Raw genomic sequence first — 19,448 nt, 5'->3', positions numbered from 1 at the left:
ACCCCACGCGGCACCCCCACCTGCTGGGGACTATCCTCCCTACGGATGACGGCCCGCAGATAATCACGCGTGCCGAGCGGCACAAACCCAGAACCGGAGGCCACTCGTGACCACCGTCGCACCCAAGCCGGTCGTGACCCGGCCCTGGCCGGTACGAGAGCCGGTGAAGGGGTCGGCATTCTCGCGGCTGCTGCGCACCACGGACGCGAAGCAGATCGGGATCATGTACATGATCACCGCGTTCGTGTTCTTCATGATCGGCGGCCTGATGGCGCTGATCATGCGGGCCGAGCTGGCTCGCCCCGGGCTGCAGTTCCTGTCGCCGGAGCAGTACAACCAGCTGTTCACGATGCACGGCACGATCATGTTGCTGTTCTTCGCGACGCCGGTCGTGTTCGCCTTCGCGAACTACGTGGTGCCGCTCCAGATCGGCGCCCCGGACGTGTCGTTCCCGCGGCTGAACGCCTTCGCCTACTGGCTCTACCTGTTCGGCGGCCTGCTGGCGACCGGCGGCTTCCTCACCCCGGGCGGCGCGGCGGACTTCGGCTGGACGGCGTACACCCCGCTGAGCACGGTCGAGCACTCGCCGGGCGTCGGCGCCAACATGTGGGTCGTCGGCCTGGCCATCTCCGGTCTGGGCACGATCCTCGGCGCGGTGAACCTGATCACCACGATCCTGACCCTGCGCGCGCCCGGAATGACCATGTTCCGGATGCCGATCTTCACCTGGAACATGCTGGTCACCAGCCTGCTGGCGATCCTGATCTTCCCGCTGCTGGCCGCCGCGCTCTTCGCGCTCGCCGCGGACCGGCTGCTCGGCGCGCACGTGTACGACCCGGCCACCGGCGGGCCGATGCTGTGGCAGCACCTCTTCTGGTTCTTCGGGCACCCCGAGGTCTACATCATCGCGTTGCCGTTCTTCGGCATCATCACCGAGGTCATCCCGGTCTTCTCCCGCAAGCCGATCTTCGGCTACAAGGGTCTGGTCGCCGCGACCATCGCCATCGCCGCCCTGTCGATGAGCGTGTGGGCGCACCACATGTTCTCCACCGGCCAGGTTCTGCTGCCGTTCTTCAGCTTCCTGAGCTACCTGATCGCCGTCCCGACCGGTATGAAGTTCTTCAACTGGATCGGCACCATGTGGCGGGGCCAGATCACCTTCGAGACGCCGATGCTCTTCGCCATCGGCTTCCTGGTGACCTTCCTCTTCGGTGGCCTGACCGGTGTGCTGCTGGCCAGCCCGCCGCTGGACTTCCACGTGCACGACTCGTACTTCGTGGTGGCGCACTTCCACTACGTGCTCTTCGGCACGATCGTGTTCGCCGTCTTCGCCGGGGTCTACTTCTGGTTCCCGAAGATGTTCGGCCGGATGCTCGACGAGCGGCTGGGCAAGATTCACTTCTGGCTGACGATGATCGGCTTCCACACCACCTTCCTGGTGCAGCACTGGCTCGGCGCCGAGGGCATGCCGCGCCGGTACGCCGACTACGCGCCTCAGGACGGCTTCACCACGCTGAACATGATCTCCACGATCGGCGCCTTCATCACCGGCATCTCGACCCTGCCGTTCCTCTGGAACTGCTGGAAGTCGTACAAGACCGGCCCGGTGGTCGAGGTCGACGACCCGTGGGGTCACGGCAACTCGCTGGAGTGGGCGACCAGTTCGCCGCCCCCGCTGCGCAACTTCGACCGGATGCCGCGGATCCGCTCCGAGCGCCCGGCGTTCGACGCGAAGTTCCCGGAGCTGGCGGCCGGTCAGAGTCTGGCCGGCCCGCCCGAGGGCGGCGCGAAGCCGCTGACCAGCGAGTCCAACGGTGGCGCCAGCTACCAGGAGGACACCGCCGGGAACCTCGACCAGCGCTGACCCACACCGCACCGTACGACGGGCGCCGCACCCCCACCGGGGTACGGCGCCCGTCGTCTCTTCCCGTGGTGGGTCGTCACCCCCGTGCTGTCCGGCCAGGTGACGCCGTCGCGGCCAGCACGTCGCGGCCCGCGGCGGTCGGGGCCGGGGCCGGGGTCGGGACGGGGGCGCGGCGGTGGCGCAGCTCGGCGGGGAGCACGGCGGCGGCGATCAGCAGGCCGATCGCGCCGGTCACCACGAACCCCCACCAGGGCGCGGAGGCGTCGATCACCGCACCGGACAGCGGGGCGCCCAGCGCGATGCCCACGGTAACCGCGGAGCCGTGCAGGCCCATCGCCTCACCGCGCACGGCGGCCGGGACCAGCCGGCTGACCGCGTCGGCGGTGGCGGCGAGGGTCGGCGCGCAGAGCATGCCGGCCGGGACCAGCGCCAGGCTGAGCAGCCACCAGTGCCCACCGCCCAGCCCGACCGGGAGGGTGCACAGGCTGAGCGCGGCCACCAGCGCCAGCGGGGACACCTGCCGGCTGACCGCGCCGTACGCGAATCCGCCGACCAGCGAGGCGACCGCCCACGCGGCGAGCACCGCGCCCGTCCAGCCGACCTCGCCGCCGGCCCGCAGCACGGCGACCACCGCGACGTCGGTGCCGCCCAGCACCAGCGTGGCGGCGAGGCTGGCCACCAGCAGGGCGACCAGCCGGGCCGTCAGCCATTCCCGACGGGGCACCCGGCGGTGCTCGCGGGGCGGCTCGTCGGTGGCGCGGGTGGGCGGGTTCAGCAGCCAGAGGGCGATGCCGGCGGCGACGACGCCGGCGCCGACCGCGTAGAGGGTGAACCGGGCGGACACGGCGGTGGACAGCGCCACGGCGAGGGCCGGGCCGACCATGAACGACAGCTCCATCGACATCGAGTCCAGCGCGTACGCCGGGCGACGCCGCTGCGGCGGCACCAGCGCCGCGATCGACTGCCGGATCACCGAGAAGATGGGCAGGGCGAGCAGCCCGGCGACGAACGCGGCCGGCAGCAGCACCGGATAGGGCAGCGCCGGCGCGGTGGACCAGAAGATCCCCTCGGCGACGGTGGTCAGGGCGAGCACCGGGCGCAGGCCGTGCCGGTCCACCAGTCGGCCGAGCAGCGGGCCGCCCAGCGCCGCGCCCACGGTGGTGGCCGCCCCGACCAGGCCGGCCGCCCCGTACCCCCGGCCGAGGTCGAACACCACGTGGAAGGTGATGGTCACCCCGGTCGCGGTGAGCGGGACGCGGGCGAGCACCGACACCACCAGCAACGACCGGAGACCGGGCAGGGCGAGCACCTGCCGGTAAGGCTTCATGTTCACGACGGTCGGTACCTCCGGCGACATCCTCGTCCCCGGGTACGACACCCGCCAGCGGTATACCGCCTCAGGCGGCCCGGATCACCGGCCCGCCGTGCATGGCCACTCCGGCGCCCTCCATCGCGCGCAGCGCGACGTCCAGCGTCTCCGGTGCCACGGCGGCGGTCAGGTCGAGCAGCACGGTGGTGACGAACCCCTCCCGCGCGGCGTCCAGCGCGGTGGCCCGTACGCAGTGGTCGGTGGCGATGCCGACCAGGTCGACGCGGTCCACGCCCCGGGCGCGCAGCCAGTCGGCCAGGCACTCGCCGTCGTCGGCGTGCCCCTCGAAGCCGGAGTACGCAGCCGCACGCTCGCCCTTGTGGAAGATCGCCTCGACCGGGCCGGTGGTCAGCTCCGGGTGGAACTCCGACCCGGCCGTGCCGACGACGCAGTGCACCGGCCAGGAGTCGATGTAGTCCGGCGGGTCGCCGAAGTGCGCGCCCGGGTCCACGTGGTAGTCCTTCGTCGCCACCACGTGGTCCCAGCGGTCGGGTTCGGCGGCGAGCAGCCGGGAGATCCCGGCGGCGACGCCCGCCCCGCCCGCCACCGCGAGGGAGCCGCCCTCGCAGAAGTCGTTCTGCACGTCGACGATGATCAGCGCGTTGGCCATGTCAGGGGTGCTCCTTCGCGGTGCGGTTGAGCCGGGAGGCGGTTGAGCCGGGAGGCGGTTGAGCGGGGTAGTGGGCGCGGGTCAGCCGGCGGGGACGACGGTCACCGGGATCGCCGGGTCGCCGGCGGAGAGCTTCAGGCCCTCCCACGGGATCGAGATCAGGCACTGCCGCAGGTGCTCCCGCGACTCGTCCAGCGTCGGCAGGTCGACCGGCTCGCCGCCGGCCACGTACGACCGCTGGAGCAGCCGGTCGTGCGACTGCCGGTCCGGCACGCCCTGCGGGACGACGATTTCCTCGGTCGCGGTGCCGGTCGGCTTGTGCCGGCGGACGGCCACCTTCCGGCCGCCGATGGTGGCCTTGTGCTCCGAGCGCTTCACCACCGGCCGCCCCGCCACCTCGACCAGCTTGTAGACCAGGCCGGCGGTGGGCGCCCCGGAGCCGGTGACCACGGCCGTGCCCGCGCCGTACATGTCGACCGGCTCGGCGGCGAGCGTGGCGATGGCGTACTCGTCGAGGTCGCCGGAGACGATGATCTTCGTCTCGGTGGCGCCGAGGGAGTCGAGCAACTCGCGGGACTGCTGGGCGATCACCGTCAGGTCGCCGGAGTCGATCCGGATCGCGCGCAGTTCCGGCCCGGCGACCTCGATCGCGTTGCGGATGCCCTGGCTGATGTCGTACGTGTCGACCAGCAGCGTGGTGTCCTTGCCCAGCGTGGCGACCTGGGAGGCGAACGCGGCCCGCTCGTCGCCGTGCAGCAGGGTGAACGCGTGCGCGGCGGTGCCGGCGGTGGGGATGCCGTACCGTTCGCCGGCGGCCAGGTTCGAGGTGAACCGGAACCCGGCCAGGTACGCGGACCGCGCCGCGGCGACCGCCGCCTCCTCGTGGGCCCGCCGGGAGCCCATCTCGATCAGAGTCCGGCCCCGGGCCGCGGTGACCATCCGGGCGGCCGCCGCGGCCACCGCGCAGTCGTGGTTGAGCACCGACAGCACCAGCGTCTCCAGCACCACGCACTCGGCGAAGCCCCCGGAGACGGTGAGGATGGGGGAGCCGGGGAAGAACAGCTCGCCCTCGGCGTACCCGTCGATGTCGCCGGTGAAGCGGTAACCGGCCAGCCACTCGGCGCCGGCGTCGTCGACCACCCCACGGCGGCGCAGGAAGTCGACCTCGTCGGCCGAGAAGCGGAAGTCGCGGATCATGTCGATCAGCCGGGTGGTGCCGGCGACCACTCCGTACCGGCGCCCGGTGGGCAGCCGGCGGCTGAAGACCTCGAAGACACACGGGCGGTCGGCGGTGCCGTCCCGTAGGGCGGCGCTGACCATGGTCAGCTCGTAGTGGTCGGTCAACAGCGCGGGGCGAAAGGTGCTCACCTGACCAGCCTAGAGTTCACTGCGCAGGCTCGCCCTCCTGGCCCGGGTACGACCGCAGTGCGGAGCGCAGCTCGGCGCGACCGGTCACCCCGAGCTTGCTGTAGACGTGTTGCAGGTGGTTGTCCACGGTCCGGCTGGACAGGAAGAGCCGCTCGGCGATCGCGCGGCTGGTCGCGCCCTGCGCGGCGAGCCGGGCGACCTCCCACTCCCGGTCGCTGAGGGCCGGCTGCCCGAGCCGCAGCGCCAGGGTGTCGACCTGGTCGCACCGGCCGAGGAGCTCGCCGAGGCGCGCGTGGGCGGCGGAGGCCGAGCTGGACCGGCGCCGCCGCAGCCGGCGGGTCGCCGCCGCGGTGGCCTCTGCGGCGTACAACCGCAGGTCCAGCCCGGCGAAGCCGTCGGCCACCGCGAGCAGCTCGTCGGCCGAGTTGCCGGCGGCGGCCCGGGCGCACCGGGCCAGCAGCGACGGCAGCGGGCCGTCGACCCGCTCGGACAGCTCGGCCAGCCGCTGAGCCACCGTCCGCCGGCTGCCGTCGCCGCAGGTCGGCCCGACCAGGGCGGTCGCCTGGCCCAACCGGACCAGGTCGTGCAGGACGAGCACCTCGTGCCCGGCGAACCCGTCGTCGCGGAGCCGGTCAGCCAGGGCTGCGAGGTGCTTGGCGGCGCCGGCCGGGTCGCCGGCGGTGGCGAGCACCGCTCCGCGGGCCTGCTCCAGCCAGGGGTAGAGCACCGCCATCCCCGGGGCGTGGGTGCGGTCCGCCTCGGCCATCGCCTCGACGGCGTGCGCGGCGTCGCCCCGCAGCGCCGCCGCCTGGGCCCGCTCGGCGTGCGCCAGGCCCGCGTACACCCGGCTGGTGGCCAGCACCGCGCACGCGCCGAGGCTCGTCCTCAGCGCCGTGCCGCTCTGGCCGCGCAGCCGCGCCGCGTACGCCTGGAGGATGGCCAGGTAACCGGTGCCGAGCCGGAAGTCGCCCGCGCCGGCGAGGTCGGCGAACTCGTCGGCCACGATCGCGTCGATGCCGGCAAGGTCGCCGGCGAGGGCGAGCCGGGTCCCCCGGGCCAGCTCCAGGGCGAGTTGCAGGTACGGCATGTCGCCGCGCCAACGGGCCATCTCGGCCTGCACCTGGTCGATCGCCGCGCCGCTGAGGGTGAGCTGTCCCTGGGCGGCCTGGAGATGCGCCAGGGTGCACCGGGCGAGCTCGCGGGCGGCCACCCCGGCGGCCGGGCGGTCCAGCACCGCCCGGGCCAGCCGCACCGCCGGGCCGGTGTCCAGCCGATGCAGCCGCATGATCGCCTCGAAGGCGTTCACCCGGGCCTGGTCGGCGGCGTCGGGCAGCTCCCCGGCCCGCGCCGCGATCTCATCCACGGTGGACTCCTCGCTGAGACCCCAGTAGCTGACCATCCCCCGCACGGTGAGCCACCGGCTGCGCCGCGCTGCCCCCGCCGCGTCGTCGGCGACCGCGTCGAGCATCACGATCGCCTCCTCCGGCCGGTCGGCGAACATCAGGAGGGTGGCCAGCAGTTCTGCGGCGTCGAAGCCCCCGTCGGCGTCCAGCGCCGCCCGGGCCAGCCGGGTCGCCAGCGGCACGTCGTACCGGGCGAACGCCTGGACGGCCGCGTCCAGCAGCAACGCCGGGTCCTGCGCGGTGCCGGAGTCCAGCCGCCACACCGCCACCCGCAGCAGGTCGTCGCGGCGCCGTGTGCCCACCGTCTCCACCAGCTCGGCCAGTCGGGCCTGCAACCGTCGGGTGCGGGTGACCGGGCAGTGCCGCCGCATCACCTCGCCGTAGAGCGGGTGCGCCAGCCGGACGTCGGTGCGGCGGTCGTTGCGTTCCACCGCGATCAGGCCGCGCTCCTCGGCGGTCTCCACGTCGGTCGGCTCCACCGCCTGCCCGAGCAGGTGCAGCCCGAGCGGCTCGCCGAAGGCGACCAGCTCCAGCACCGCCCGGACCCCGGGGGTGAGCTGCCCGATCCGGGTGTCGATCAGCTCGGTGAGGGTGGGCGCCAGCGTCAGCCGGCCGGTCCACTGCCACATCCCGTACGTGCGGGTCAGCTCGCCGGGCGGAGCGGCCATGACCAGCTCGCGCAGGAGCAGCGCGTTGCCGCCGGAGAGCCGCCACAGCCGGTCGGCGGAGCACGGGTCGACCGGACCCGTGAGGATGGCGGCGAGCAGGTCGGTGGTGTCCGCCAGCCCCAGCGGGGCCAGCTCCACGTGGTCGACCAGGCCGTCCGTCCACAGTGCCCGGATCGGCAGTGGCAACTGTTCGCCGTCACGCAGCGTCCCGATCACGGTGGCATTCTCCGCGCGGCCGATCAGGTGCACGAGCGCGGCCGACGGCGGGTCGAGCAGGTGCGCGTCGTCGACCGCCAGCACGATGTGCCGCCCGGCGGCCTGCTGCTGCAACTGCTGCACCGCCCAGCGCAGCACGCCCGCCGGTGAGAGCCCCTGCGGCTGTTCGGCCGGGAGCAACTGGACCAGCCCGCCGAACGGCAGCGCCGCCGTGGTGGCGCTGGCCGAGACGGTCCAGACGGCGTACCCGTCGGTGGGGACCCCGGCCAGCGCCTCGCGCAGCAGCCGGCTCTTGCCGACGCCGGCCGACCCGCTGTAGAAGAGCCCACGCCCGTCGGCGCCGGTCGCCGCGGCCAGCAGGCGGTCGAGTTCATCCCTGCGGCCGACGAACTCCCACCGACTCATCGGGGCAGCATATCGACCGCAGCCGGTACGCGTGCGCGCCGTGACGCTCCGAAGTTGAGTAATCTGTCGATCAGCGCTGAGTATTCGCTCTACGGGGTTCATGTTCCCGCCGGCCGTACTCTTCCCGCATCCGAAGTGTCCCCACCGGACAGACCACGCGGCCGGATCCGAGCACGGCCGCCCTCACCGGGAGGCAGCCTGATGCAGCCGGGTCCACTCCCCTCGACCGACGTGTCCGACGAGCCGAGCGGGCCGGCCGGCCCGCTGCGGTGCGGCCCGACGCCCACCCGGCTCGGGGTGACCGAGACCCGGCCGGACGACCCGCTCGCCGTGGTCGCCGCCGGGCCGGCCGGCGCCGCCCGGCGTGACGTACTCGCCTCCCTGCTGGGGCTCGCCCCGGGGATGCTCGCCGTCCCGCCCGGGAGTTGGCTGCTGGTCGACCACGCCCGGGTGCCGACCCGGGCCGCCTACGTGCCCGGCTACCGCCAGCCGCACGCGTACGCGCCGGACCAGTCGGCGGCGGGCCCGGCGCTGGCCCGGCCGCCGCGCCGGGTCGAGCTGACCGTCGCCGAGCCGCTGCTGCGGCACTTCACCGTGGTCGACACGCCCGACACCGACACGCTGGGCCTCGCCGGCGGGCGGGTGCTGCTCGACGCGGTCGGCCGGGCCGGGGCGTTGCTGTTCGTGATCGCGGCGGACCAGGCGTTCACGGCCGCCGAGCTGCACCTGCTGGCCGAGGCCGCCCACGCCGCGGCCGAGGTCTTCTTCGTGGTGACGCCCGGCGTCTCGGGCTGGGTCCCGCCCCCAACCGGGCGGCCGGGGGCCGGGTCGGGTCGACCGGACGGGCCCGGGGCGCGCGGGCGGGTGACGAGCAGCCGCCGGGACCCGGCGTGGACGGATGGCACGGGGGCTTCCGTCCCGGCGGGTTCCGGCGGCCAGGTCGGCCGGCCGCCGACGCGGTCCACGCAGCCGGGTGGGCCGGTGGATCCGTGGCCGGCCCGGCTGCCGACCGAGCCGCACCCGGGCGACGCGGCGGACCCGGGCGGCGCGGCGGACCCGGGCGGCGCGGCGGACCCGGGCGGTGCGGCGGACCCGGGCGGTGCGGCGGACCCGGGCGGTGCGGCGGACCCGGGCGGTGCGGCGGACCCGGGCGGTGCGGCGGACCCGGGCGAGGTGGTGCTGGCCGCGCACCGTGCGGTGCTGCTCGCCGCCGTGCCGGCCCTGGCCGTGGCCCACTGGTACCCGGCCCGGCCGGACGACGTCGGCGCGCTGCGGCGGGCCCTGGTGGGCTGGGCCGCCGACGAGGGGCTGCGCCGGGCCAGCGCCCGGTCGCCGGTGCTGCCCGGGACGCACGGCCGGGTTCCGGTGTCGCCCGGCGCGGAGGCGACCGGGTGGGCCGAGCGGCTGGACCGGCAGGCCCGCTCCCGCGCCCAGCGCATCCGTCAGCACGTCGCCCTGGAGCTGGCCAACACCCACCTGCGGGTGGTGCAGGAGATCGTTTTCGGGGTCGGCTGCGCCGGCCTGCCGCAGCTGCTCGACCGCGAACTGGAGGCGCTTTCCCTGCTCGCCACCGCCCAGTGCGACGAGGCGGTGCGGGCCCTGCTCGACGATGCCGCCGGGCGGGTCCTGGGCGCCCCGGTGCCCGAGGGGGTCCGGCGGCGGATCGGCAACGCCGTCCGCTGGGGGCTCGGCGACCACCCGGTCGGCCGGGACCTCGACCGGGTGCTGCTGGTCACCAGCACCGCCGGGGTGGCCGAGATGGCCGGCGCCGGTGCGGTGGACGCGGTCTCCGGCTACCCGGGCGGGGAACGTGTCGAGGTGCTCCCGCCGGTCGCCGTGGCGCTCTCCGGCGGCTGCTGGCAGCACTGGCGCAGCCTCGGCAACGACGACCCGGGCGGCGCCCGGTCCTGGGCCCAACGGGCGCTGCGCGAGGTCGAGCTGGAGCTGACCCGGGACATCTCCCGACGCTTCGAAGCCGTCCGCCGCTCGCTCGGCGCGGTGCTCTCCGAGGCGGTCGACCACGGCATCCTGCTCGCCTGACGCCGGCCCGGACCGGCCGGTGGGGCCCCGACGGGGTCCTGCCGGGCCGGTCCGCGCGCCGGTCGTCGGGGAAGCTCCGGCTGATGATCCGGATCCGTCCGGCGTTCCGGTTCATCGCTTCCCGGCAACCGGTGGCACGATGGGGGGCATGGCGGCTCCGCAGGTTGCACCGGTCGAGACGCCGGCCACCGAAGAGGTGCCGGCTTCCGACCGGCCGTGGGTGACGATTGTGTGGGACGACCCGGTGAATCTGATGTCGTACGTGACCTGGGTCCTCCAGAAGTTGTTCGGGTACAGCCGGGAGAAGGCGGAGAAGCTGATGCTGGACGTGCACCATAAGGGCCGGGCGGTGGTCTCCAGCGGTGCCCGGGAACGGATGGAGCACGACGCGGCGCAGCTGCACGCGTACGGGCTGTGGGCCACGGTGGAGCGGTCGTGAGCATGTTCCGGCGCCGGGGCGACCGGTACGTCGCCACCCTCGCCGTCGACGAGGTCCGGGTCCTGCGCAAGGTGGCCTCCGAGGTGGTGGGGCTGCTCACCGACGGCTTCGACCACTCCGACCCGGTGCTGGGCCGGCTCTTCCCCGAGGTCTACCCGGACGACTCGGCCGGGACGGCGGAGTTCCGCCGGTACACCGAGGGCGACCTGAAGACCGGCAAGATCGACCAGGCCGGGGCGATCCTCGCCGCCCTGCCGGACTCCTCGGGCGGCGAGGTCCAGCTCGACGCCGAGGCGGCCGAGGCGTGGCTGCGGGCGCTCAACGACGCCCGCCTGGCGATGGGCGTCCGGCTGGAGGTCAAGGACGGCACGGACCTCGGTGCGGAGCTGGACGAGGCGGTCGCCGCCGACCCGTCGTCGAGCCGGGTGTTCCAACTGTCGGTCTACGCGTACCTCGGGTATCTCCAGGAGTCCCTGCTCAACGCCATGATCGACTGAGCGTGACGGTCGCCACCCTCGGGTGGGCAGGTGGAGGGGCTAGGCTGGACGGCGTGCTGAGCATCGACCGGTCGATCATCGACGCGATCGTCGCCCACGCCCGCCGGGACCACCCGGACGAGGCGTGCGGCGTGGTCGCCGGTCCCGCCGGCAGTGACACCCCGATCCGACACGTCCCCATGGAGAACGCGGCCCGCTCCATGACGTTCTACGAGTTCGACTCGATGGAGCACCTGCGGCTGTGGCGGGAGATGGACGACCGCGACGAGGAACCGATCGTCATCTACCACTCGCACACCGCGACCGAGGCGTACCCGTCGCGTACCGACGTCTCCCTCGCCGGCGAGCCTGGCGCGCACTACCTGCTCGTCTCCACCCGCGAGCCCGACACCGAGGAGATCCGCTCCTACCGGATCGTCGACGGCGTGGTGACGGAGGAGCCGGTCCGGATCGTGGACGCCGCCGTGGACCCGAACGCCGTCCAGTCCTACATGTTCGGGCAGAGCCCGGCGACGGTCGACTACGAGTGTTCCGACCGCTGATTCCAGCGGCATCGCGACATTCATTCCTTCCCGTCACCGAGCAACCGCACATCCGGACAAGGAGCACGACACCATGGCCATCGAGGTTCGCATCCCCACCATCCTGCGCAGCTACACCGGCGGCGCGAAGGTCGTCGAGGGCACCGGCGACACGCTCACCGACCTGCTCGCCGACCTGGACTCCCGGCACGCCGGCCTGCGCGGCCGGCTGGTCACCGAAGCCGGCGTGCTGCACCGCTTCGTCAACGTCTACGTCAACGACGAGGACGTCCGCTTCCTCGGCGCGCTCGACGCCAAGCTCAACGACGGCGACAGCGTCACCATCCTGCCGGCCGTGGCCGGCGGCGCGTTCGGCTTCGCCGCAGCGGCGGCGATCGCCTCGCACACGGTAGCCACGCGCGCCGCCGCCGTCCGCTGAGGCGGGGCGGCGATGGCGCGGTACGACAGCCTGTTGGACGCCTGCGGCGGCACGCCACTGGTCGGGCTGCCCCGGCTCTCGCCGACGGTGCCCGAGGGGGCACCGCCGGTGCGGCTCTGGGCCAAGCTGGAGGACCGGAATCCGACCGGCAGCATCAAGGACCGGGCGGCCCTGTTCATGGTCCGCCGGGCCGAGTCCGACGGCCGGCTCCGCCCGGGCGACACCATCCTGGAGCCGACCAGCGGCAACACCGGCATCTCGCTGGCCATGGTGGCAAAGTTGCGGGGCTACCGGGTGGTCTGCGTGATGCCGGAGAACGTCTCGACCGAGCGGGTCCAACTGCTCCGGATGTACGGCGCGGAAATCATCTTCTCGCCGGCCGCCGGCGGCTCCAACCAGGCAGTCGCCACTGCCAAGCAGATCGCGGCCGAACACCCCGACTGGGTGATGCTCTACCAGTACGGCAACGAGGCGAACGCCCGGGCGCACTACGAGACCACGGGCCCGGAGCTGCTCCAGGACCTGCCCACGATCACCCACTTCGTGGCCGGGCTCGGCACCACCGGCACCCTCATGGGCACCGGGCGCTACCTGCGCGAGAAGGTCGAGGGCATCCAGGTCGTGGCCGCCGAGCCCCGCTACGGGGAACTGGTCTACGGGCTGCGCAACATCGACGAGGGGTACGTCCCGGAGCTCTACGACGCCACCGTGCTGTCCCGGCGGTTCTCCGTCGGCACCAGGGACGCCGTGCTGCGTACCCGGCAGCTCGTGGAGGTGGAGGGGATCTTCGCCGGCTTCTCCACGGGGGCCATCCTGCACGCCGCCCTGGCGGTGGCGCACGAGGCGGTCCGGGACGGCCGCCGGGCCGACGTCGCGTTCGTGGTCTGCGACGGCGGCTGGAAGTACCTCAGCACCGGCGCGTACGGCGGCACCCTCGCCGACGCCGAGGAGGCCCTGGAGGGGCAGCTCTGGGCCTGAGGACGAGCCTGACGGCGCCGACGGGCCGTGACCGGGTGACCGGTCCGGCCCGTCCGTCGTCTCCGGCCGGCGGCGGCTGCGGGTGTCACGTTGATGACAACTTCCATTAGATGATTCTTGCCCCGGCGCGCGTCAGCGTAGGCTGCGCAGCGTGTCGTACACGTCGATGAAGATCATGGACGGGACGGCGGCCGACGTGACGACTACGGTTCGTGACAGCGGGACAACCACATGCGACTGACCGTCCTCGGCTGTGCCGGGAGCTTCCCTGGCCCCGACTCCCCGTGCTCGGCCTATCTTGTCGAGGCCGACGGTTTCCGGCTCCTCGTCGACTTCGGCCCCGGCGCGCTGTCCACCCTCCAGCGCTACGCCGGGCTGCACGCCCCGGACGCCATCCTCCTCACCCACCTGCACTGCGACCACATGCTCGACGCGGTGTCGTACGTGGTGGTGCGCCGGTACGCCCCGGACGGCCCGTGTCCGCCCCTGCCGGTGTACGCCCCCTCCGGTGCCCCGGACCGGCTGGCGCTGGCCTACGGGCAGGAGGACAGCACCGTCGAGGACGTCTACCAGTTCTACGGCCTCGAACCGGGCACGTTCCCGATCGGCCCGTTCACCGTCACCGTCGACCGGATGAACCACCCCGTCGAGACGTACGGGGTGCGGCTTGAGCACGACGGCCGGGTGCTCTGCTACTCGTCCGACACCGCGCCGTGCGAGGCGCTGCTGCGGCTGGCCCAGGGCGCGGACGTCTTCCTCTGCGAGGCCAGCTACCTCGACGGGGTGGACAACCCGCCGGACCTGCACCTGACCGGCCGGGAGGCCGGCGAGGCGGCCACCAAGGCGGGGGCGGGCCGGCTGCTGCTGACCCACCTGGTCGCCGCGTGGGGCAGCGAGGCGCTCACCATCGAGGCGGCCGGCACCGCGTACGACGGGCCGCTGGAAGTGGTCCGCTCGGGCGCCTGCTACGATATCTGACCGACCTCGGCCGGCGGCGGGCGCGGAGAGCGGGACACCCCGGGGCGGTTCGATCACCGCACCGCATAGGGTGCAGGCATGGCGCGACCTGACGGGCGGCGGCCCGACCAACTCCGACCGGTGACCCTGACCCGGGGCTGGAGCACCCACCCGGAGGGCTCCGTGCTCGTCGAGTTCGGCGAGACCCGGGTGCTGTGCACGGCCAGCGTCACCGAGGGGGTGCCCCGGTGGCGCAAGGGCTCCGGGCTCGGCTGGGTGACCGCCGAGTACGCGATGCTGCCCCGGGCCACGAACACCCGCTCGGACCGGGAGAGCATCAAGGGCCGCGTCGGCGGGCGGACCCACGAGATATCCCGGCTGATCGGCCGAAGCCTGCGGGCCGGCATCGACCTCAAGGCGCTCGGCGAGAACTCGATCGTGCTGGACTGCGACGTCCTTCAGGCCGACGGCGGCACCCGCACCGCGGCGATCACCGGCGCTTACGTGGCGCTGCACGACGCGGTGAACTGGCTGGCCGACCGCAAGTCGCTGGCCGGCAAGCCGGAGAAGGTGATGCACCGCTCCGTCGCCGCGGTGAGCGTCGGCGTGATTGCGGGCGAGGCCCGGCTGGACCTCTGCTATGAAGAGGACGTGGCGGCCGAGGTCGACATGAACGTGGTCTGCACCGGCACCGGCGAGTTCGTCGAGGTACAGGGGACGGGGGAGTCCGGGGTCTTCGCCCGCGACCAGCTCGACGCCCTGCTCGACCTGGCCGTCGCCGGCTGCGCGGAACTGGCCGAGGCCCAGCGGAAGGCTCTCTCATGAACAAGGTGCTGCTCGCCACCCGTAACCGGAAGAAGCTGATCGAGCTCCAGCGGATCCTCGACGGCGCGCTCGGCGCGCACCGGGTCGCACTGCTCGGCCTCGACGACGTCGAGGATTACCCGGAACTGCCGGAGACCGGCCTGACCTTCGGCGAGAACGCGCTCATCAAGGCGCGGGAGGGCTGCCGGCGCACCGGCCTGCTCACCATCGCCGACGACTCCGGCCTCGCCGTCGACGCCCTCAACGGGATGCCGGGGGTGTTCAGCGCCCGCTGGGCCGGCCGGCACGGCGACGACCGGGCCAACTTCCAGCTCGTGCTGGACCAGATCGCCGACCTGCCCGACGACAACCGGGGCGCGTCGTTCGTCTGCACGGTGGCGCTGGTGCTGCCCGGCGGCAAGGAGCACCTGGTCGACGGCCGGCAGGCCGGCCGGCTGCTGCGCGCGCCGCGCGGCGAGGGCGGCTTCGGGTACGACCCGATCTTCCTCGGCGACGGCCAGGACCGCACCAACGCGGAGCTGACCCCGCCGGAGAAGGACGCGATCAGCCACCGGGGCAAGGCGCTGCGTGAGCTGGCCAAGCTGATCGCCAAGGTCCTCCCGCCGGCGGCCTGACGGCGGGCGGCGGATCGCCGGGGAGCGGCGTGCCGGGTGCCCGGCTTCCGCCACCCCCGGCGTCAGCCGAGCGGGCCGATCTCCCGCTCGATCGCGGCCCGCAGCTCCGGGCCGGCCACCACGGCCCGGGCCGCCTCCATCAGCGGGGCGAGGAACACGTCGGGCCCCGGCTCCCCGGCCGCCTCGCCGAGCGCGGCCAGGGCGGCCCGTCCGGCCGGCGACGGCGTCAGCGGGGCGCGTAGCTGGAGCCCGCGTACGGCGGCCAGCAGCTCCACCGCGAGCAGGCTGGTCAGGTTGTCCAGCACGGTGAGCAGCTTCTTCGTCGCCGCCCAGCCCATCGAGACGTGGTCCTCCTGCATCCCGCTGGTCGGCAGCGAGTCCACCGAGGCGGGGGCGGCCAGCCGGCGGTTCTCCGCGACGATCCCGGCGGCCGTGTACTGGGCGATCATCAGCCCGGAGTTGACCCCGGCGTCGGGGGAGAGGAACGCCGGCAGCTCCCGGGACCGGGTCACGTCGAGCAGCCGGTCCACCCGTCGCTCGGAGATCGCCCCCACCTCGGCGGCGGCGATGGCCAGGAAGTCGGCGGCGAAGCCGAGCGGGGCGCCGTGGAAGTTCCCCGTGGACTCGACCCGGCCGTCCGGCAGCACCACCGGGTTGTCCACCACGGACACCAGTTCCCGATTGGCCACGGTCCGGACGAAATCCAGGGTGTCCCGGGCCGCGCCGGCGACCTGCGGCGCGCAGCGCATCGAGTACGCGTCCTGCACGGCGTGCGCCAGGTCGTCGCGGTGCGAGTCCATCACCGCCGACTTCTGGAGCAGCCGGTGGATGTTCGCCGCCGACGCCGACTGGCCGGGGTGCGGGCGGATCGCGTGCAGCTCCGGCAGGAACGGCCGCTCCGAGCCGAGCATCGCCTCGATGGCCAGGGCGGCCGTCACGTCGGCCATGGCGAACAGGTGGGCCGCGTCGTTGATGGCCAGCAGCAGCATGCCGAGCATGCCGTCGGTGCCGTTGATCAGGGCCAGCCCCTCCTTGGCGGCCAGCTCCACCGGGGTCAGCCCGGCCCCGCGCAGCGCGTCGGCGGCGTCGATCCGCTCACCGGCCGGGCCGAGCACCCAGCCCTCGCCGAGCAGCACCAGCGCGCAGTGCGCCAGCGGGGCCAGGTCGCCGGACGCGCCGAGCGAGCCGTGCTCCGGCACCCAGGGGGTGACGTCGTGGTTGAGCAGGTCGACCAGTGCCTCGGCGACCAGCGGGCGGACCCCGGAGCGGCCCAGCGCCAGCGAGCGGACCCGCAGCAGCATCATCGCCCGGACCACCTCGCGCGGCATCGGAGCGCCCACCCCGGCGGCGTGCGAGCGGATCAGCGCGTGTTGCAGCTCCGCTCGCCGCTCCGGCGCGACGAAGGTGTTCGCGAGGGCCCCGAAGCCGGTGGAGACGCCGTACACGGGCCGGCCGGCGGCCTCGATCCGGTCCACGATGGATCGGCTGGCCGCCATCGCGTCCACGGTGGACGGGGCGAGGACGACCCGGGCGCTGCCTCGGGCCACGGCGAGCACGTCGGCGGGGTGGATCCCGGTGGGCTGGACGGTCACGATCGACATTGCGGCACTCCGTTGTGCAGAACCTGGCGGATCAGGGGAACACCGGGCCGGTAGGCCAGGTGCAGGTGCGACGGCGCGTCGAGGATGGTCAGGTCGGCCCGGGAGCCGGGCCGCAGCACCCCGATGTCGGTGCGGCGCAGCGCCCGCGCTCCCCCGGCGGTCGCGGCCCAGACCGCCTCCGCCGGGGTCATCCGCATCTCGCGTACGGCGAGGGCGACGCAGAACGGCATCGACGAGGTGTACGACGAGCCGGGGTTGCAGTCCGTCGCCAGGGCCACGGTGACGCCGGCGTCGAGCAGCCGGCGCGCGTCCGGGTACGGCGAGCGCGTGGAGAACTCCGCCCCGGGCAGCAGTGTGGCGACGGTGGTCGTCCCCGACCCGTCGGGCGCGGTCGAGTCGGCGAGCGCGGCCACGTCCGCGTCGTCGAGGTGGGTGCAGTGGTCGACGCTGGCCGCCCCCAGCTCCACCCCGAGCCGCACGCCCGGCCCGGGGCCGAGCTGGTTGGCGTGCAGCCGCCCCCCGAGCCCGGCCGCCTGCCCTACGGTGAGGATGGCCCGGGCCTGGTCGGCGTCGAACGCGCCCCGCTCGCAGAACACGTCCACCCAGCGGGCGTACGGGGCGGCGGCGGCGAGCATCGGCCCGCACACCAGCCCCACGTAGTCGTCGGGGCGGTCGGCGTACTCGGCGGGGACGACGTGCGCGCCGAGGAACGTCGTCTCGTCGCTCACTTCGGCGGCGATCCGCAGCGACCGGGCCTCGTCGGCGACGGTCAACCCGTACCCGCTCTTGATCTCGATCGTGGTGGTGCCCTGCCGCATCGCCTCGCCGACCAGCCGGCGCACGGTGGCCCGCAGCGTGTCGTCGGAGGCCGCCCGGGTGGCGCCGACCGTGGTCCGGATGCCCCCGCCGGTGTACGGCTGGCCGGCCATCCGGGCGGCGAACTCGACGGACCGGTCCCCGGCGAACACCAGGTGGGCGTGGCTGTCCACGAACCCGGGCAGCGCCGCCGCCCCCTCGGCGTCGATCCGCCGGTCGGCGGCGGGCGCGTACCGGGCCGGGCCGACCCAGGCGACGCGCCCGTCCTCGACCAGCACGGCCGAGTCGCGGCGCAGCCCGAGCGGGCTGCCGTCGCCGGTGCCGGCGACGTTGGTCACCAGCTCACCGATGTTGTCGACCAGCAGGCTGCTCACCGGGTCACCGCCCCGATCGCGGTACGCAGCTCACGCGGCACGTCCACCTTCAGGTGCCGCCCGTCGGCGACCACCTGCCGGCCGTCCACCACGACCGAGGCGACGTCGGCGGCGGTCGCCGCGAAGAACGCCCCAACCGGCGGCACCCCGGCCGTGCGGGCACTGTCCAGCCGTACGGTGACCAGGTCGGCGCGGTCGCCGACGGCGATCCGGCCGGCGTCGCGCCAGCCGAGCGCGGCGTGCCCGGCGACGGTCGCGGCGGCCAGCAGCTCTGCCGGGGCGAAGTGACCGCGCCGCCGGGTACGCAGCCGCTCGTCCAGCTCCACCGCGCGGGCCTCCTCGAACAGGTCGACCACGGCGTGGCTGTCGCTGCCCAGGCTCAGCGCGACGCCCGCCTCGGCCAGCCGGCGGGCCGGCCCGATCCCGTCGGCGAGGTCCCGCTCGGTGGTGGGGCAGAGGCAGACCCCGGTGCCGGTGTCGCCGAGCAGAGTCACGTCGGCGCTGGTGGGGTGGGTGGCGTGCACGGCGACGGTGCCCGGGCCGAGCACCCCGTGGTCTGCCAGCAGCCGGGCCGGCGTGCGGCCGTGCGCGGCCCGGCAGGCGTCGTTCTCGGCGGGCTGCTCGGACAGGTGCAGGTGCAGCGGTGCCCCGCGCCGGTCGGCCCAGCCGGCCACGGTGGCGAGCTGTTCCGCCGGCACGGCGCGGACCGAGTGCACGGCCGCCCCGACCAGCGCGTGGGCCCCGTCGGGGGTGAACGCCGAGGCCCGGTCGGCCCAGCGCAGGGCGTCGCCGTCGCCGAACCGCCGCTGCGGCCCGGTCAGCGGCTCCCCGTCCACCGTGGCGGTCAGGTAGCAGGCGTCCAGCAGGGTGAGCCGGATCCCGGCCTGCGCGGCGGCCTCGACCAGGGCGGCCCCCATCGCGTTCGGGTCGGCGTACGGGGTGCCGTCGGGGCCGTGGTGCAGGTAGTGGAACTCGCCGACGCAGGTGATCCCGGCCAGCGCCATCTCGGCGTACGCGGCCCGGGCCAGGGCCAGGTAGCTGTCCGGGTCGAGCCGGGCCGCCACCTCGTACATGACATCCCGCCAGGTCCAGAAGTCGCCCCGGCCGCCGTGGGTGCGTCCGCGCAGCGCCCGGTGGAACGCGTGCGAGTGGGCGTTGGCCAGCCCGGGCAGGGTCAGCCCGGGCAGCCGGGTGGCATCGCCGAGCACCTCCACCCCGGCTGTGGGCGTGCCCGCGCCGCCGAGCGGGGTGACGGCGGTGATCCGGCCGTCCTCGGCCTCGATCAGTACGTCGGCGGTGGGCTCGGCCTGGTCGGGCAGCCACGCGTACTCGGCGAGCCAGCGGGTCGGGGTCACCTCTTCCGCCCCCTTTGGAGCTGCCCCGTCTGCGCTACCGCGCCCAGCGACCGCGACGGCGAGGGCGCCAGCGACGGCGAGGGGCGAGG

Annotated in this window: 17 protein-coding genes; 10 read left to right on the top strand and 7 right to left on the bottom strand. The window is 74.2% G+C overall.

Features of this window, described 5'->3' with window-relative positions; all coding sequences use genetic code 11:
* Positions 1-106: 106 nt before the first annotated feature.
* Positions 107-1,864, top strand: coding sequence for a cytochrome c oxidase subunit I (ctaD, locus tag OG559_RS05370; protein WP_405113050.1), 1,758 nt, complete (start codon positions 107-109; stop codon positions 1,862-1,864).
* A gap of 76 nt (positions 1,865-1,940) precedes the next feature.
* On the opposite strand, the gene OG559_RS05365 is transcribed toward ctaD, so the two are convergent.
* The 4 genes from OG559_RS05365 to OG559_RS05350 all read right to left on the bottom strand — a co-directional run bounded on the left by OG559_RS05365 (position 1,941) and on the right by OG559_RS05350 (position 7,903).
* Positions 1,941-3,221, bottom strand: a complete 1,281-nt coding sequence (locus tag OG559_RS05365) for an MFS transporter (RefSeq protein ID WP_405113048.1) — start codon at positions 3,219-3,221, stop codon at positions 1,941-1,943.
* A gap of 40 nt (positions 3,222-3,261) precedes the next feature.
* Positions 3,262-3,843: an isochorismatase family protein gene (locus tag OG559_RS05360; RefSeq protein WP_405113046.1), complete on the bottom strand. Its 582-nt coding sequence runs from the start codon at positions 3,841-3,843 to the stop codon at positions 3,262-3,264.
* Between the two features lie 81 nt (positions 3,844-3,924).
* The gene (locus OG559_RS05355; RefSeq protein WP_405113044.1) at positions 3,925-5,211 is read right to left on the bottom strand and encodes a nicotinate phosphoribosyltransferase; all 1,287 of its coding nucleotides are present in this window, start codon (positions 5,209-5,211) and stop codon (positions 3,925-3,927) included.
* Between the two features lie 16 nt (positions 5,212-5,227).
* Positions 5,228-7,903 (bottom strand): LuxR C-terminal-related transcriptional regulator, encoded by a 2,676-nt coding sequence (locus OG559_RS05350; RefSeq protein ID WP_405113042.1) that lies wholly within the window; start codon positions 7,901-7,903, stop codon positions 5,228-5,230.
* A 201-nt stretch (positions 7,904-8,104) separates the two neighbouring features.
* On the opposite strand from OG559_RS05350, the gene OG559_RS05345 reads away from it, so the two are divergent.
* The 9 genes from OG559_RS05345 (at position 8,105) to rdgB (ending at position 15,213) form a co-directional block, all read left to right on the top strand.
* Entirely contained in the window at positions 8,105-9,943 is a 1,839-nt protein-coding gene (locus tag OG559_RS05345) for a hypothetical protein (RefSeq protein ID WP_405113040.1), read from the top strand.
* A 148-nt stretch (positions 9,944-10,091) separates the two neighbouring features.
* Entirely contained in the window at positions 10,092-10,382 is a 291-nt protein-coding gene (clpS, locus tag OG559_RS05340) for an ATP-dependent Clp protease adapter ClpS (protein WP_350886347.1), read from the top strand.
* Between the two features lie 2 nt (positions 10,383-10,384).
* Positions 10,385-10,879 (top strand): DUF2017 domain-containing protein, encoded by a 495-nt coding sequence (locus OG559_RS05335; protein WP_396669901.1) that lies wholly within the window; start codon positions 10,385-10,387, stop codon positions 10,877-10,879.
* A gap of 53 nt (positions 10,880-10,932) precedes the next feature.
* Positions 10,933-11,421 (top strand): Mov34/MPN/PAD-1 family protein, encoded by a 489-nt coding sequence (locus OG559_RS05330; protein WP_405113038.1) that lies wholly within the window; start codon positions 10,933-10,935, stop codon positions 11,419-11,421.
* A gap of 73 nt (positions 11,422-11,494) precedes the next feature.
* A complete protein-coding gene (locus OG559_RS05325) occupies positions 11,495-11,839 on the top strand; it encodes a MoaD/ThiS family protein (RefSeq protein WP_387016810.1) in 345 nt (114 codons plus the stop codon).
* 12 nt (positions 11,840-11,851) lie between these two features.
* A complete protein-coding gene (locus OG559_RS05320) occupies positions 11,852-12,817 on the top strand; it encodes a PLP-dependent cysteine synthase family protein (RefSeq protein ID WP_387016809.1) in 966 nt (321 codons plus the stop codon).
* Positions 12,818-13,048: 231 nt separating this feature from the next.
* Entirely contained in the window at positions 13,049-13,795 is a 747-nt protein-coding gene (locus tag OG559_RS05315) for an MBL fold metallo-hydrolase (RefSeq protein ID WP_405113035.1), read from the top strand.
* 78 nt (positions 13,796-13,873) lie between these two features.
* A complete protein-coding gene (gene rph / locus OG559_RS05310) occupies positions 13,874-14,599 on the top strand; it encodes a ribonuclease PH (RefSeq protein ID WP_405113033.1) in 726 nt (241 codons plus the stop codon).
* Entirely contained in the window at positions 14,596-15,213 is a 618-nt protein-coding gene (gene rdgB / locus OG559_RS05305) for an RdgB/HAM1 family non-canonical purine NTP pyrophosphatase (RefSeq protein WP_405113031.1), read from the top strand. The genes rph and rdgB overlap by 4 nt, the downstream gene beginning before the upstream one ends.
* A 62-nt stretch (positions 15,214-15,275) precedes the next feature.
* Here the strand turns inward: rdgB and hutH are convergent, their stop codons facing one another.
* From hutH to OG559_RS05290, 3 genes are read right to left on the bottom strand one after another with little or no spacing between them, the layout of a single operon-like run.
* Positions 15,276-16,814, bottom strand: coding sequence for a histidine ammonia-lyase (gene hutH, locus OG559_RS05300; protein ID WP_405113029.1), 1,539 nt, complete (start codon positions 16,812-16,814; stop codon positions 15,276-15,278).
* Complete coding sequence (gene hutI, locus OG559_RS05295; RefSeq protein ID WP_405113027.1) at positions 16,802-18,004, bottom strand: imidazolonepropionase; 1,203 nt, start codon at positions 18,002-18,004, stop codon at positions 16,802-16,804. Before hutI ends, hutH begins: the two co-directional genes overlap by 13 nt.
* A complete protein-coding gene (locus OG559_RS05290; protein ID WP_405113025.1) occupies positions 18,001-19,359 on the bottom strand; it encodes a formimidoylglutamate deiminase in 1,359 nt (452 codons plus the stop codon). The genes hutI and OG559_RS05290 overlap by 4 nt, the downstream gene beginning before the upstream one ends.
* Positions 19,360-19,448 lie beyond the last annotated feature (89 nt).

This window comes from Micromonospora sp. NBC_01405 (assembly GCF_045040155.1).
Lineage (GTDB): Bacteria > Actinomycetota > Actinomycetes > Mycobacteriales > Micromonosporaceae > Micromonospora.
This window is presented reverse-complemented; position numbering and strand designations above follow the sequence as displayed.